Annotated in this window: 14 protein-coding genes and 1 pseudogene; 6 read left to right on the forward strand and 9 right to left on the reverse strand. The window is 48.1% G+C overall.

Translation table 11 applies throughout. From position 1 onward, the window contains the following. The first annotated feature begins 125 nt into the window (after positions 1-125). The gene (locus CAGA_RS08320; protein WP_135659755.1) at positions 126-635 is read left to right on the forward strand and encodes a hypothetical protein; all 510 of its coding nucleotides are present in this window, start codon (positions 126-128) and stop codon (positions 633-635) included. A 33-nt stretch (positions 636-668) separates the two neighbouring features. Here CAGA_RS08320 and CAGA_RS08325 read toward each other — a convergent pair whose 3' ends face one another. Further along, a complete protein-coding gene (locus tag CAGA_RS08325; RefSeq protein WP_135659759.1) occupies positions 669-1310 on the reverse strand; it encodes an HAD family hydrolase in 642 nt (213 codons plus the stop codon). Between the two features lie 17 nt (positions 1311-1327). Then, positions 1328-4573 carry a BREX-1 system adenine-specific DNA-methyltransferase PglX gene (gene pglX, locus CAGA_RS08330; protein ID WP_167875189.1) on the reverse strand — a complete coding sequence of 1082 codons (3246 nt, stop codon included), beginning with the start codon at positions 4571-4573 and terminating at the stop codon, positions 1328-1330. 231 nt (positions 4574-4804) lie between these two features. Here pglX and CAGA_RS08335 point away from each other — a divergent pair, with 231 nt between their 5' ends. Then, complete coding sequence (locus CAGA_RS08335) at positions 4805-5494, forward strand: DUF554 domain-containing protein (protein WP_135659768.1); 690 nt, start codon at positions 4805-4807, stop codon at positions 5492-5494. Positions 5495-5567: 73 nt separating this feature from the next. Here the strand turns inward: CAGA_RS08335 and CAGA_RS08340 are convergent, their stop codons facing one another. After that, the gene (locus CAGA_RS08340; RefSeq protein ID WP_135659770.1) at positions 5568-5951 is read right to left on the reverse strand and encodes a hypothetical protein; all 384 of its coding nucleotides are present in this window, start codon (positions 5949-5951) and stop codon (positions 5568-5570) included. A 199-nt stretch (positions 5952-6150) separates the two neighbouring features. Between CAGA_RS08340 and CAGA_RS08345 the strand changes: the two genes are divergently transcribed. Both CAGA_RS08345 and CAGA_RS08350 read left to right on the forward strand, forming a co-directional pair. After that, complete coding sequence (locus CAGA_RS08345; protein WP_135659772.1) at positions 6151-7380, forward strand: class I SAM-dependent rRNA methyltransferase; 1230 nt, start codon at positions 6151-6153, stop codon at positions 7378-7380. A 50-nt stretch (positions 7381-7430) separates the two neighbouring features. Continuing rightward, a pseudogene (locus CAGA_RS08350) lies at positions 7431-7724 on the forward strand (PLP-dependent transferase); the annotation flags it as partial. Between the two features lie 61 nt (positions 7725-7785). Here CAGA_RS08350 and CAGA_RS08355 read toward each other — a convergent pair. The 3 genes from CAGA_RS08355 to CAGA_RS08365 form a co-directional block, all read right to left on the reverse strand. Next, positions 7786-8607, reverse strand: a complete 822-nt coding sequence (locus tag CAGA_RS08355) for a mechanosensitive ion channel family protein (protein ID WP_135659774.1) — start codon at positions 8605-8607, stop codon at positions 7786-7788. A gap of 175 nt (positions 8608-8782) precedes the next feature. Next, the gene (locus CAGA_RS08360) at positions 8783-9742 is read right to left on the reverse strand and encodes a bile acid:sodium symporter family protein (RefSeq protein ID WP_243112996.1); all 960 of its coding nucleotides are present in this window, start codon (positions 9740-9742) and stop codon (positions 8783-8785) included. A 50-nt stretch (positions 9743-9792) separates the two neighbouring features. Beyond that, positions 9793-11379, reverse strand: a complete 1587-nt coding sequence (locus tag CAGA_RS08365) for a peptide chain release factor 3 (protein WP_135659778.1) — start codon at positions 11377-11379, stop codon at positions 9793-9795. 433 nt (positions 11380-11812) lie between these two features. Here CAGA_RS08365 and CAGA_RS08370 point away from each other — a divergent pair, with 433 nt between their 5' ends. Further along, a complete protein-coding gene (locus CAGA_RS08370; protein WP_167875190.1) occupies positions 11813-13294 on the forward strand; it encodes a GH25 family lysozyme in 1482 nt (493 codons plus the stop codon). A 48-nt stretch (positions 13295-13342) separates the two neighbouring features. Here CAGA_RS08370 and ndk read toward each other — a convergent pair whose 3' ends face one another. Beyond that, complete coding sequence (gene ndk, locus CAGA_RS08375; protein ID WP_135659782.1) at positions 13343-13744, reverse strand: nucleoside-diphosphate kinase; 402 nt, start codon at positions 13742-13744, stop codon at positions 13343-13345. Between the two features lie 123 nt (positions 13745-13867). Here ndk and CAGA_RS12670 point away from each other — a divergent pair, with 123 nt between their 5' ends. Next, entirely contained in the window at positions 13868-14038 is a 171-nt protein-coding gene (locus CAGA_RS12670; protein WP_207669568.1) for a YdeI/OmpD-associated family protein, read from the forward strand. A 138-nt stretch (positions 14039-14176) separates the two neighbouring features. Here the strand turns inward: CAGA_RS12670 and CAGA_RS12675 are convergent, their stop codons facing one another. Then, positions 14177-14329 (reverse strand): hypothetical protein, encoded by a 153-nt coding sequence (locus CAGA_RS12675; RefSeq protein WP_167875191.1) that lies wholly within the window; start codon positions 14327-14329, stop codon positions 14177-14179. Between the two features lie 12 nt (positions 14330-14341). After that, entirely contained in the window at positions 14342-14476 is a 135-nt protein-coding gene (locus CAGA_RS12930) for a hypothetical protein (protein WP_277668496.1), read from the reverse strand. Positions 14477-14522 lie beyond the last annotated feature (46 nt).

Genomic DNA, 14522 nt, shown 5'->3' on the forward strand with positions numbered 1-14522 from the left:
CCCAAATTTTTTTTAATTATAACAGTATTGTAATGAATTTGTTACAGTTTTAATACTTACATTGACATTTGTATACCTCCGGAATATGATTTATTGGTAAACGTATACCCGAAAGAAGGAGATTTATGCGAAAACCCGCCCTTTTACTCTGGCTCGTCTTGTGCATGATCGCTCTTGCCGCATGTACGGCAAAGGCAGAACCTTCTTCCGTGCAATTGGCATTATCCGCGCCTTTGGAAGACGCTGCTGCGCAAACCGTCTATACAAACGAAGAATTGGGATTTTCCTTTGCAATACCGGACAGTTGGGAAACGGAAAATTATAAAGCTGTCGTCAGCGAAAAAACGCTGAAGGATGGTTCAAAAAAGACCACCATCTCTTTTGAGTTTCAAGGGGATGCGGAAAACCCTTTGCTCTCCATTTCTCTTGTTCCTAAAAAATCATGGGAGTCGGCTAAACACACAGCAAAACCGATCTATCTTGGCACAAGGGGAAATACTGTCTATATTGGTAAACTGCCGAAGGAATGTCCCTACGACGTAGGAACGAAGGCGGATCTGTACAACAGCATGATCCTCCCGACGGAAGAAGTAAAGAAACGGTTCAAAATATTAAAAAATACCGATTCACAATAACAGTAAGCTGCCAAGGACACTGGCGGCTTATTTTTATAAGATCGCGATGATTTCGTCCAGCGTTTTAACACAGGCGTACAGCATTTTATTCAGTTCAGAATTTGGCTTTACCATATCCGGCACCATTACCGTTTTCATGCCCGCGCGGTAAGCCGAGGTAATGCCGTTGAGGGAATCCTCAACCGCCATACATTCTGTGGGCGGAACCTGAAGCGCGGCCGCCGCTTTCAGATAAATATCCGGGTCCGGCTTGCTTTTTTCCAGCATATCCCCGCACACAATCGCGTCAAAGTACGGAAGCGTATTCGTGCTTTTCAAATGGTGCAGCGTGGTTTTCCTCTGTGTGGAGGTTGCAACCGCAATTTTATAGCCGTTCGCCTTCAGATAATCCAATAAAGTGTAAAGCCCCGCTTTCACCGGAACCCCATTTTCCGCAAGGTATCCCTTGAAGTATTTGGTACCGAGTTTGATAAAGTCCTCATAAGGGAAATCCTTGCCATAGGCGTCTTTGAAGGCTTTTTCCACATATTCATACGTGAAGCCCATAATCTGCCCGTAGATTTCATGAGCGTCCGCGCAATGAAGCTCCTGCCCGGCTTTTGCCCAAGCCTGCATCTTGACGCGTTCCGTGTCAAACATTGTGCCGTCCATATCAAATATGACTGCTTTGATCATTGTATCAACCTCACCATTTATTTTAAGGGCGCAAGCAAGTTCTGTCCGTTTTGAATTTTGCTGTAATTATACAATACCCCATCGTCCAAGTTCAGCCGGATGTGCGCGGAAGCGGCCTTTCCCAGCCTTTCTTCGTACTGCTCCAGCCGACGGAGCCGTTTCACCCGCGCCGCTGATTTTCCCTTGGATTCCCCGCGGTTGAGCCCTTTTTCCAGCCGCTGCCGCGCTTCCTCAAAATAACCCAGCACGTTACAAAGGGTATTTTCGTGATATGAATGCATATAGCAAAGCACCCGGCACCCGCTGCCGTTAAAAAGCCAGTAGATCGGCCTTTTTTTATACAGCCTGCAATGTTCCTGGTAAAAGGAATACGTATAATACGCCCGTATCTTTTCCAAAGGGCTGCCGCTGCCGTCCATGGCAGAGGTAAGGAATTCCAGATTTTCCTGCAGGAACGCCTCCCCAAACACGTACCGGATGAAAGCGACCACCTTCGCCACAAGGTCATCCGGTATCTCGTTGCAAATCGGCACCGCATCCGTAACGTCGGTATTGTAGCCCGGTACAGGAAAGCGGCCGAAGACACAGCCAACCGCAAAATGGAGGAAGCTTCGGGTGTCCCGGGCAAGCGCGGCGCGTCGGACGGTAATGTCCCGTTCTTCCACTTCCGGGGTCAGGCTGTTCTGCAAGCCGTATATGCCGATGAAAATACGGTTGATCTCCTCTTCATTTTCCTTCAGCCGCTGAAACCGGCGCTCCGCGTATTCCTTCCACGCGACATAAGCATCTGCTATTTTTCCGCTTCCGGACCTAAATTTTAAAAACGGGTGCGTTTCGAAATTCCAGCTTGTTTCGGAAAAATCCCAATCCGCTTTGGAGATCGCAATATTTTCGCGGACAAGCGCGTCTATCCGGGACTTCACGCTTTCATCAATGCGGAGCGGAAGCTGCGCAATGTTCCCCGCCTGATAATTTAACGTCGGGTTAATTAAATTCAGCATTGCAAACGCGCATTTGCTGGACAAAAAGCCCAGCGCGTAAAGGACATCCTCCCTGCGGTTCATAAAAACCGAGGAACCGGCAATGTCAAACACAAAGCCGCCGGGATAATAACGCACGCCGAATCTGGATGAGCTGACGAAAGACCATGAAATACTCGGCAAAAAATAATAATCCTGCCCGGGGAAAACCGCGGATTGCCCGGACTGCACCCGGTATTTGCTGATTTCCTCCCCGAAATTTTGAAAATTCACAACATACTCCTGATTTCCGTACCATTTCCGGAACCCGCCGCCCTTATTGTAAGGATACCATTTCAGCGGACTTTTTTCACAGTCCTCCCTGCCGGAACAGTGAAAATGGATTTCTTCGCGCGGCACCTCAAACCAATAGCGCAGGAAGCGTTTATTGTTGCAGGTAAAAAGACCGTTGGTTACGGCAGCGTACGCGCCGATACCGGAGGTATTGGCGAAAATTTCCCCGTATTCCCTGTCCACCCAATACGCGATCGGCATTCCGGGGATTCTAGTAAAGCGAGCCGACGGTGTTTCATAGCGGTAAGGGCACCGGGGATTCCGGGAAGCTTCGATCGCCTTTTGCTTCTGCACCTCCATACCGCCGCGAAAATCGGACAACCTTAAGTAAACGCCCGGCCTCGTCTCTGGCCCGTTTTTCAGGACAAAGGTGCAGACCGGCACGGTTGCTTCCTCAAACGCGGAATACTCCAACTGGATAAGGGAAGATATGGATTTCTCCCGTAGGATGTATTCCCTTAATTTCTGATACGTTTTAATGAACATCCACACAAACGGGGACATAAACGCGCAATACCCGTTTTCTGTGCAGAATCCGAAATTACGGTATAAAAACACCGCGAACAAATCGCCGGCATATGCATGATAGTGGCGGTTGACATACGCTTTCAGCTTCGTATTCATCTTATAAAGATACGGGGGATTTGTCGCCACAACCGGATAGGTTCCCGCCATTGCCCGCGCCTGACGGATAAGCGGCGGCAGCTTTTTCAGCGTATCCTCCCGGAGAGCCGGGGAAGGCAAACCGCCACATTCCCCCTGCCGGATTTCTTCCAAACGACGGTCAATGCGTTCAAAATGCAGGGAACCGACCGAAATCAGGCTGCCGTATTCTTTGGCGTCCCAAAAAGAAGCCGTTAAGCTCTGCATGTCCTCCTGCAGTTCTTCATCCCCATCAGCCACAAAGGAAAGCAATTCTTCGCTGATTCCGTTGCTTTCCTGAATTGGAAACAGATTGAGCGGTATTTTTCGGTTAAGGATATCCGCGTTATAGTTTCTTGCTTTCATGAAAAGGGCAAAATAAGCCAATTCATACGAACGCTGATCCACATCAAGACCGTAAAGATTATGGCGAAGAATCTGCTCGGCTGCGTCATAAGCCGAATAGCCACATTCCCGGTATATTTCCACGAGTATCTCAAAGGCGTAAACCAGGATATGCCCGCTGCCCATGCAGGGGTCGAGGATTTTTATTTCCTGCGGGGAAATCTCCTGTCCCGCCGCTTCCTCCCCGCCCCCCAGATAATAGAGAAGCTTCTCCTTCAACGGGCTTTTGGGGTGGCGTTCCAACCAGTATCTGCCGAGCGAATTGTCAACCATGCTGCGCACAATCCAGTCGGTCGTAAAAAATTGGGTTGCGGCGGGGACATCCTCACGCTTTACCCGCCCGCCGTTCAAGCCGGTTACTGCATTCTTCCGGTCATCGTTATAGTACTGGTAAAGCCAGCCGACGATTTCAACCGCTTCGCGGAAATCCTCTTCGGAAATACCGTCGACCAGCCTTCGGACAATCCCGTTTTTGTCCTGGAAGGACAGTTCCAGCAAAGCGTCCAGATACCCGCATGCACTCCTGAAATAATCCGGCAGGATTTCAGCAAGGGAACGGCAGCAATCGATAAACAGCGAGGTAAAAAGCGCGTCGGTTTTTTCTTTCTGCGGCGCGGCAGCAACAATATCCGGAAGAATCTGCCCCGGATTTTTCGAAGACAGCACGCGCACACCGCCGGGCAGATACCCGTTGACTTCCATAAAACGAACGCCGATGATCCGTTTAAACCAGATATAGGACACTTCCTCCGCGACGACATCGAGCCCCTTTTCCGTAACGTCTGCCGCAAGCTCGGCAATCAGTTTTCCGCTGCCAATATTGTCCGTAATCCTTTGGGCGACCGATGCAATGAGCTTCCTTCTCGCATTGATTGCAAACGCCTTAATCGCCGTCTTATTCACTACATCGATACCTCCCCAGACTGATAAACATATCATACCATACCCTATTGCAATTTCAAAGAAAAATCGTAAGGCAAGGCGTTCTCCCTGCGCCTGCGCAATGAGAAAGAAGCAATTGACCTCCACGGCATCTTTTGGAAATGCCGCAAATATAAAGTGAACCTTATTGACATCGAAACGCAAATTGATATATCATAAAAAACACATGAACGGATGGGAAGTCGGAAGGATATGCTGGGAACAATTGTAAACGCGCTTGCAGTAGTGGCAGGAACCGCCTTGGGGCTGGTTTTAAAAAGCGGAATCCGGGAAAACTATCGGGAAACCATTATGAATGCGATTGCCCTTTCGGTGCTGCTGATCGGCATTATGAGTGCGGTGAAAGCCAATAATCTGCTCCTGCTGATTACCTGCATGGCCATGGGCAGCATAATCGGGGAAGCGCTGAAAATTGAGGACAGGCTTGAGGGCCTTGGCAAAATAATAGAGCGCCGGATCTCCCGTTCGGACGGCGGGGTCGCGAAAGCCTTTGTAACCGCCAGCCTGATTTTCTGTGTCGGCTCCATGTCAATTGTCGGTTCCATCGAAAGCGGCCTTACTGGAAACCATCAGATGCTTTTCGCAAAATCAATACTAGACGGAATCTGTGCCGTCTTCCTCACGTCGTCGCTGGGCGTTGGCGTGATTTTTTCCGCCGCCGTAATCCTGCTCTATCAGGGAACAATCACCCTTTTGGCTTCGTCCTTAAAATCGCTCCTGACAGCGGAAATGATCCGTGAAATTACTGCAATCGGCGGCGTTTTAATCATAGCGATCAGCTTGAACATGCTGAAAATCAAAAAAATAAAGGTCGGCAATATGCTGCCGGCCCTTTTCATTCCTTTTCTCTATTTTATTGTAAAGAAACTGATTGGAATGTAGGATTCCACTACTCTTCGATATAAACTGCGTCTGCACATCGCAGGCGCAGCAATATTCTTTAGAAACTATCCCATCAGCATTTGGTTTTGAAAACCTCGTCCTGATAGACGTCCGAAACGGAATGATCCGGATAATAGCACAAAATCATGCCGTTGCTCTTGCTGACGATAATCGACGGACCGACCGTTCTGTTGTGATCGGAAATTTCGAATTGGTAGTATTGATCGCCGCCATAGGAAAGGTTTTCGTTCATTAACTCCAACCGATATTGATTATAATTCAAGCGGATCGTATTTTTAATTACGCTCTCGGCCTCTTCCAGGTCAATATTCTGTACAGTCAGCGTCGGCTGAAGCTCCGCAGACTGTTCCTTTGTGGAACCGGCTTTGGTGCAGGCGGCCGGAATCAATAAGAAAAGCGTCAAAACGATCAGAACCGTAACCTTCTTGATCTTCATTGAAATCCCACCCCTGTTCATCACTTTTTCTATCTTAATCATAGCCCGGGCACAACAGGAAATCAAGAAAAGCAACAGAACTGTAAGGGGTTGCTACAAAACTGTAAACGGTGCGCCGGACTTGCAGTTTCAGAAGAAAACGGACAACCGGATAACTTCAAAAAGCGGTCGGCTGTCAAGTAAAAAAAGAGGAATAAACATGAAACAAAAAAGAAATTATCCGAAAGCCATTTTGACCCGAAAAGCGGAAAACAGCATTCTGGCCGGCCATCCATGGGTATATAATACCGAAATTTTAAAAATCGAGGGCGCATATCAGAACGGTGAACTCATCGATGTATTCAATACCCGGGAAAAATACCTGGGCACAGGATTCATTAACGACCATTCCAAAATCCGAATCCGCCTGCTTTCCCGGAACGCGAACGATGTTTTCGACGAAGCCTTTTTCGAGCGCCGCCTGCGGTACGCCTGGAACTACCGCAAAACGGTTATGGGGAACGATTTGTCCTGCTGCCGCATAATTTTCGGTGAAGCGGATCAATTTCCCGGGCTTACGGTGGATCGTTTTAACAACATACTGGTTACGCAGACGCTCTCCCTTGGAATGGAAAAATTGAAACCGATTCTCTTTCCGCTGCTTTGCAAAATCCTTGCGGAAGACGGACAAACCATCGACGGCGTGTATGAGCGAAATGATGTTACGATCCGCGAACTGGAAGGCATGGAGCAAAACAAGGGCTTTTATCCGATTCTCGGATTGCCGCAGCCGGAATCCACGCAAACAACGATTCTTGAAAACGGGATCGAATACAGCGTGGACTTTGAAAACGGGCAGAAAACCGGATTTTTCCTCGACCAGAAATACAACCGCAAAGCGGTCGCGCAGCTTAGCCGCGGAAAAAAAGTACTGGACTGCTTTACACACACCGGTTCCTTCGCGCTGAACGCGGCAAAGGGCGGCGCCGAACGCGTCCACGCCGTGGATATCTCGGAAGACGCCATCACCATGGCACAGGAAAACGCAAAGCGGAACGGCCTTCAGGAAATAATAACCTTTCAAACCGCAAATGTATTCGACCTCATTCCGGAGCTGCCCTGCGGCGCGAAGGACGGTTACGATTTCATCATATTGGATCCTCCCGCCTTTACAAAATCTCGCCATACCGTTGTTCACGCGATAAAGGGCTACAAGGAAATCAATCTGCGCGCAATGAAGGTGCTGCCGCGCGGAGGATATCTGGCAACCTGCTCCTGCTCCCACTTTATGACCGACGAGCTTTTCCGCAGCATGCTCCGAAGCGCAGCGTTCGATGCGCATGTGTCGCTGAAACAGATCGAAGCCCGCCAGCAGGCCCCCGACCACCCCATTCTGTGGAACGTGCCGGAAACAAGCTATCTGAAATTTTATATCTTCCAAATCGTATAATGGAAATCCTGCGGCAGCCTGCCGCATAATTTTTTTAATTCTACTTAACGTCACTTCCCAACAGTCCGTACCATGCCCTGTATCGGAAGTATTTCCCGAACTGCGCAGGTTCGATCTTTACTTTTAAGATTAAGGACGGCGCACAGGAAGCAAGGAATTTTATTGACCGTCTTCAGATTTTCTCCCTGCTCGCCAATGTGGCCGACGTCAAATCGCTGGTCATCCATCCGGCGAGCGCCACGCACTCCCAGATGACGGAAAATGAATTGCTCCAGTCCGGTATTAAACCGAACACCATCCGCCTTTCCATCGGTACCGAGCATATCGACAATTTGCTTTATGACCATTATCGTAAATACAACGTATTAAAAAAAGGGGCCTGCTATTACAGGCTCCCGTTTTATTTCAGCCTTCCGGCTTTACATGTACGTCTAACTGGTTATAGGGGATATTCATTTCCGCCTCGTCGAATGCAAGCTTTACCTTCTCCTGCATATCGAAATAGAGGGCGGAAAAATCCTCTGTCTTACACCAAACCCGAACTTCTATGGTAATGGAACTGTCTTTATGTTCGCCCACGGCCACAAGCGGAGCGGGTTCTTTCAGCACCAGCGGATTGTCCGCAATCACTTTTGCAAGCAGCTCTTTCGTCTTCGCAATATCGGCGTCGTAGCCGATGCCGTAATGCAGATCCAGCCTGCGCGTCGGCATGGCGGAGTAATTGGTAATGACGCTGGCGGTGATTTTAGAATTTGGAATCACAACCACTTTATTATCAGACGTCCTAAGCGAAGTAAACATAATTTCAATCCGCTCAACCGTTCCTTCCTCCTTGTCGAACGCAAGGTAATCGCCGACGCGGAAGGGGTGGGTAAAAATAATCTGCGCCCCGCTGGCAATATTCGACATACTGTCTTTCATTGCTAAACCAATGGTCAGACCCGCAGCGCCAAGGGCCGCGATAATAGAATTCACGTTCATGCCGAGCTGCGCCGCAGCCGTAATGCAGACGATAATTTTCAAAAGCGATTTGCTTAGCGAGCACAAAAAGGTTGCAATACCTGTGTCCGCTATCGAACGCTGCATCGCCCGGAACATCAGATGAACCAGCTTGTTGCTGAGCCACCAGCCGATTCCCAAAATCAACAGGGCGCCTATTATTTTTGGCAGGCCGGCTTCTAGCGCCGTCAGTAGCTGCTGCCAGTACTTCTCAAAATGGAATGCCATAAAATACCTCCAGATCAACCGTCTTTCGACTAGCCATTATGTATTTTCCTATATTATAGACTGTTTTCACAAAATCACAAGAAAAATAGGGAAAACCTAACTGCACAGGATAATTTTACATAGAGTTTCCCAAAAAAATTTACCGCCGTCCAAAAGGGGCGGCGGTTATTTCCTTTTATGTAGTTTCTTCGCCGGTCCCATAAAATTTCACAAGCAGCTGCGCGTAAAAGGCGGCAAGAACCTGCTGGAAGAGCGTTCCGATCATCACCGGGAACATTACTTCCGCAGGGAAATATGCGGCGGCGATCACGGCGCCCGCACTAATATTGCGCATCCCGCAGGCGTAGGTCATCGAGACAATTAACTCCCGCTTCCGTCTTAGCAAAAGCGCACAGGCCCAGCCGATAGCATAGCCCGATGCCGCGATAACCAGCATCGCACCGGTAACGGCAAAAAGGAAGCAGTTCATATGCTTGATAAACGGCGCAACCTTAGAGGAATTTACGGCAACAACGATCATCAGCGCAATTTTCCCAAATGGCGCAAGCTTTGGGGAAAGCGTCTGTTTCAAAGTGCCTCCGCTGAACTGATTCAGCGCCATAGCGAGAACCGCCGGCACGGCAACCATCAGCAGCAGTTCCTCCATCATCGCTGCCGTATTAACCTGAACATTGGAACCGACAAAATGATGCAGGCTGAACGGGACAAGGAACGGCGCCAGAAGCGTATCAATCAGAATAATCGACAGCGTAAACGGAACGCTTCCGCGGTAAATGGAAACCCACATCGAGCTGACAACCGCGTTGGGAACGACAAACTCCAAAACCATTCCCGTAACGGCATAAGGATGCCCTGGAAAGAGCAGGCTTCCGGCTATATTCGCCAGCAAGGGGACAACCAAATGAATAACGAACAGGGAAACAATCAGCGGCACCGGGTGATGGAACACACGCTTCAAATCGCCGAACCGGGAACCTAAGCTGCCGCAGAACGTCATGAACGCAAAGACATATGGAACGATAAACAGAACGTGGCTGAGCGAATCCGCAAAAAGGACACCGATAAGCAGGCACGCGGGTGTAACGAACGCCATCCGCTTTTCTATGAATTTATTAAAGGAATTCAGAAAGCGCACCGTCCATCCCCCCGTTCGCCAATGAATTCTAAAGAGACTTCCATCGTGCATCAACTTCTTCCAAATTCCGCAAGAACCAATCCCTCATTGTGTTCCTGCGCCCATCGGATGCTCCACTCATTGGCAAAGATCAAGAGGTGATGCCCACGTAAGTCTTGAATCCGCTTGGTGTCGGATGTAAGGTTCAGGGTTTTCAGGTCAAGATCGCTGTTTTCAATCCAACGGATATACTGATACGGCAGGCCTTCCATGCGGATATCTACATTGTATTCATTTTTCAATCTGTATTCCAGTACGTCAAACTGAAGGGTTCCGACAACGCCGACAATCACTTCTTCCATGCCGCCGCCCAGCTCCTGAAAAATCTGAATCGCGCCTTCCTGCGCGATCTGGGTCATTCCCTTCACAAATTGCTTGCGCTTCATGGTATCAACCTGCTGCACGCGGGAGAAATGCTCCGGGGCAAACGTGGGGATACCACCGAACAAAAACTTTTTGGAGGAGGAGCACAGGGTGTCCCCGATGGAAAAGATACCGGGGTCGAAAACGCCGATAATGTCGCCCGCATAAGCTTCGTCGATGACCTCGCGATCTTGTGCCATCAGTTGCTGCGGCTGCAAAAGCTTCATCTTTTTTCCGCCCTGCATATGATAAACTTCTAGGCTCCTGTCGAATTTTCCCGAGCAAATACGCATAAAAGCGATGCGGTCGCGGTGGGCCTTATTCATATTCGCCTGAATTTTAAATACAAAAGCGGAAAACTCTTTGTCAAACGGGTCAATCAGCCCTATATCCGAATCCCTCGGCAGCGGGGATGTGGTCATATTCAAAAATTCTTCAAGGAATGGTTCGACTCCGAAATTGGTCAGCGCCGACCCGAAAAACACGGGAGAAAGTTTTCCGCTGCGGACGGCTTCCAGATCGAATTCGTACCCTGCGCCGTCCAACAGCAGGATATCATCCTCGAGGGTGCTGCGGTGATCCTCCCCGATCAGGGTATTCAGCCGCTCGTCGGTAATATCCACTTTTGTGGCCTCTACCTCGTGTTGGCCGTTGTTCGCCTTAAAGGCGATAATTTCCTTCTTGTTTCGGTCGTAAACACCTTTAAATTCCTTGCCGGAACCAATCGGCCAGTTCATCGGGAAGGTTTGGATCCCCAGTTCCTTTTCGATTTCCTCCATAAGGTCGAACGGATCCCGCGCTTCGCGGTCCATTTTATTGATAAAAGTGAAGATCGGAATATTGCGAAGCGTGCAAACTTTAAAAAGCTTGCGGGTCTGCTTTTCAACACCCTTGGAGGCGTCAATCACCATGACCGCAGAATCAGCGGCCATGAGGGTACGATAGGTGTCTTCCGAGAAATCCTCATGCCCCGGCGTATCCAATATATTGATGCAAAAGCCCTGATAATTAAACTGCATAACGGAGGAAGTAACCGATATTCCTCTTTGCTTTTCAATTTCCATCCAGTCGGAAACCGCGTGCTTTGCCGTTTTCTTTCCTTTTACGGAACCGGCAAGCGAAATCGCGCCACCGTAGAGTAAAAGCTTTTCTGTTAAGGTCGTTTTCCCCGCATCCGGGTGAGAGATTATCGCAAAGGTTCTCCTTCGTTTTATTTCATCCACGTAACTTGCCAAAATTCTTCCTCCAGCCAGTAAAAAATACACTTGTTCATTTTAAAACATTTGCCCAAAATAATCAAATATATTTTTTACCTTCTTTTTTCTAAATTTAAATTATTTTAAAGCGGTAATTTATTCCAACAAAATGAAAGTTTTCACCTTATCTTGGAAGCTAAATACCAAAAAAATCAATAAAACCGGCATTTTTTGACTTTCCAAAACACATTTATTTGTTTTTCAATAAGAATTTATACACTTTTGTCGCCTGGTGCATTTTAGTGCACATACTTGACATAAATAGGTTTTAAAAATATAATTGAAAACGAATAGTCCTACTGTTCAATGCAATATTGCTTTTAGGACTCGAGAAGAATATAGCATGGATACGAATAACTTAGTGGGGAACCGAAAATATGTTGCACAAACGAAAACAAATGGAGGAAAATTCATGAAAAAAAAGCTGATCTCTCTCGTACTAATGCTCGCAATTATTGCATCGTTCAGCGTAACTGCTTTTGCGACCGATGTGAGCGGATCCTTGGGAACCCTGAAATTGGACAAAACGAAGCTTGCCTTAGGGGTTGGCGACATCGCAACGCTCACAGCATCCGAATCCGGCTGCATCATGAGCGACGCTACCTGGACTTCCAGCGATGAAAGCGTTGCAACCGTAAGCGGCGGTGTAGTCACGGGCGTAAAGCTGGGAAGGGCAACCATTACCGCTACTGCAACCGACGGTCAGAAAGCTTCCTGCGTCGTACATGTCGCCTTAAAGGGAATCGACGTTTCCGCTTGGCAGAAATCCATCAACTGGACGGAAGTGAAAAACAGCGGCGTTCAGTTTGCGATTATCCGCACAGGCTACGGCAGCGAACAATGGGAAAAGCAGACCGACGCCTATTTCAAACAGAACTACGACGGCGCGACGGCGAACGGCATTAAAGTCGGCGTTTACCATTTCAGCTATGCGACAACCACAGCCGCAGCCGCAGAAGAAGCCAGAATGTGCCTCAGCATTTTAAACGGGCGCCATTTGGACTATCCGGTCTTTTACGATATTGAATATCAGGGACAGCGCACGCTGTCCAGAGAACAGCTTACAAGCATTGCCGTCACTTTCTGCTCCGCCATTGAAAATGCAGGATATAAAGCGGGAATTTACAGCTCCCCGAGTTTCTTTAATTCAAACTTATCCAGCCCCGAGTTGGACAGCTACGACAAATGGGTTGCAAACTGGGGCGTAGACGTTGCAAAATACGATAAACCCTACACCATGTGGCAATATGGTTCCGGGAATGTTCCTGGCATTACGACCGGCGTCGTTGACCTTGATTATTCCTATGTGGACTATTCAGCCAACGGCCAGAACACCACACCAGTTGATCCGACGAATCCGAATCTGAGCGGAGACGGAGATGATGTGCTGATCTCCGACACCACATGGGATTACACATTCGGCACCAACGATACATATTATTATAAGATTACAACGACCCGTTCTTCCCCGCCGCCGGCGGTTTCTTCCAACCCCTCCGCAGTTACCGTTGCATTCAGCAAAAAACTCCCGGACGGCTATCTCTACAAAATCACGAACGTCGGTGAGGGCTCGGCATTGATTACGACCGGAACGGGCACAACTTCCGTTGCGTTCACGGCACATGGGCGTGCAAAATCGGTTCTTTCCGATACGACAATGTCGTTTACTATGAAACCCGGAAAAACATATCAGTTCAAATTTACCCCGATTGGGACAAGCGAAAAACCGTACTTTACAACCGGAAACGGCAGCGTATTAAAACAGGTTTCTCTTGTAAAATCCGGTAACAGCTATTATTATAAGATTCAGGCGGTCAAAGCCGGATGTACCGGCGTTTATTCCACGCTCTCCGGTCAGAGCCCTGTGCGGCATTGTGTCATTACGGTAGCTTGATATACTTAAATAAGATAAGGCGGCGGAAAATTTCCGCCGCCATTTTTATTATTTTTTAAAGAAACGTTCAATTTCTATTTCAGCATTTTCAATGGAATCGGAAGCATGGATCAGGTTTTCCTGCGTGTTGAACGCATAATCCCCGCGAATTGTACCTGCTTGCGCATCCTCAAATTTTGTTGCGCCTACAATTTTACGCATCCCCAATACAGCGTTTTCCCCTTCCACAATCATTGCCAGCACCGGTCCGGAAACCATGTATTCCACAATACTGGGGAAAAAAGGTTTATCTGCAAGATGCGCGTAATGCTCCCTTAATATCGCTTCGTCAAGCTGCATCATTTTTGCATCGGCAATTATGTAACCCTTTTCTTCGATCCTTGTTATGATTTTTCCGGCTAATTTCCTTTTTAAAGCGTCCGGCTTCAGCATGACATATGTTCTTTCCATTTAAATCCTCCTCCTTATTTTGGGATTTATTTTAATAATAGCATATTGTGTATTGGAATAAAAGCACAAAAGGCTGAATTTTTTATTTTATTGAAGCGAACACTAACGCCGGAGGTGGTAATATTGGATCTGCCATTGGGTTTTGGAATGGCGCTTGCCCAGAATGAAAAAGCAATGGAGTACTTTGCAGCGCTTCCCAAAGCAAAGCAGCAGGAAATTCTGGAGCATACGCACGAAGTGCGCTCAAACCGGGAAATGCATGATTTTGTAGCAAATCTGGCAAACAAATATTAACATTCATAATCGATCGCGCGAAGCATAAGATAATAGCGTGCAGGGCAAATATCGTATTTGAAAAAACGTGCCGAATGTGCATGGATATTCACCCTGTTAGGGCGGGGCTCAAACCTCGCCCGGTCTTACATAACTTTTTTACATGGGGGCGGCTTTCTCTTTTGTGTGTTTCGCCTTTCCTTGGATTTCCGGTACGGGCTTCACATCGTTTTTCGGGATATGCATTTTATGATTACTTTCCGTGCCGTGCGGATCCTTCGGATCCGGGCGCCTCATTCCTGCCTTTGCCATACTGCTGCCTCCTTACACGTCGTTATTTTTAATGGATTGTTTCTTCGCATTCCGGTTTTTATTTTGATTTTCCCTTGTAATGGGCGTCTGTCCGTTTGCCTTCTTGATCCGGCTGATTTTATTATCCGGCTGGCTATCCTTTGGCATTGCAATCACCTCCGAGCTTATTATGCGCGGACGGAATTGCCTTATG

Source organism: Caproiciproducens galactitolivorans, from assembly GCF_004768785.1.
Taxonomy (GTDB): Bacteria; Bacillota; Clostridia; order Oscillospirales; family Acutalibacteraceae; genus Caproiciproducens; species Caproiciproducens galactitolivorans.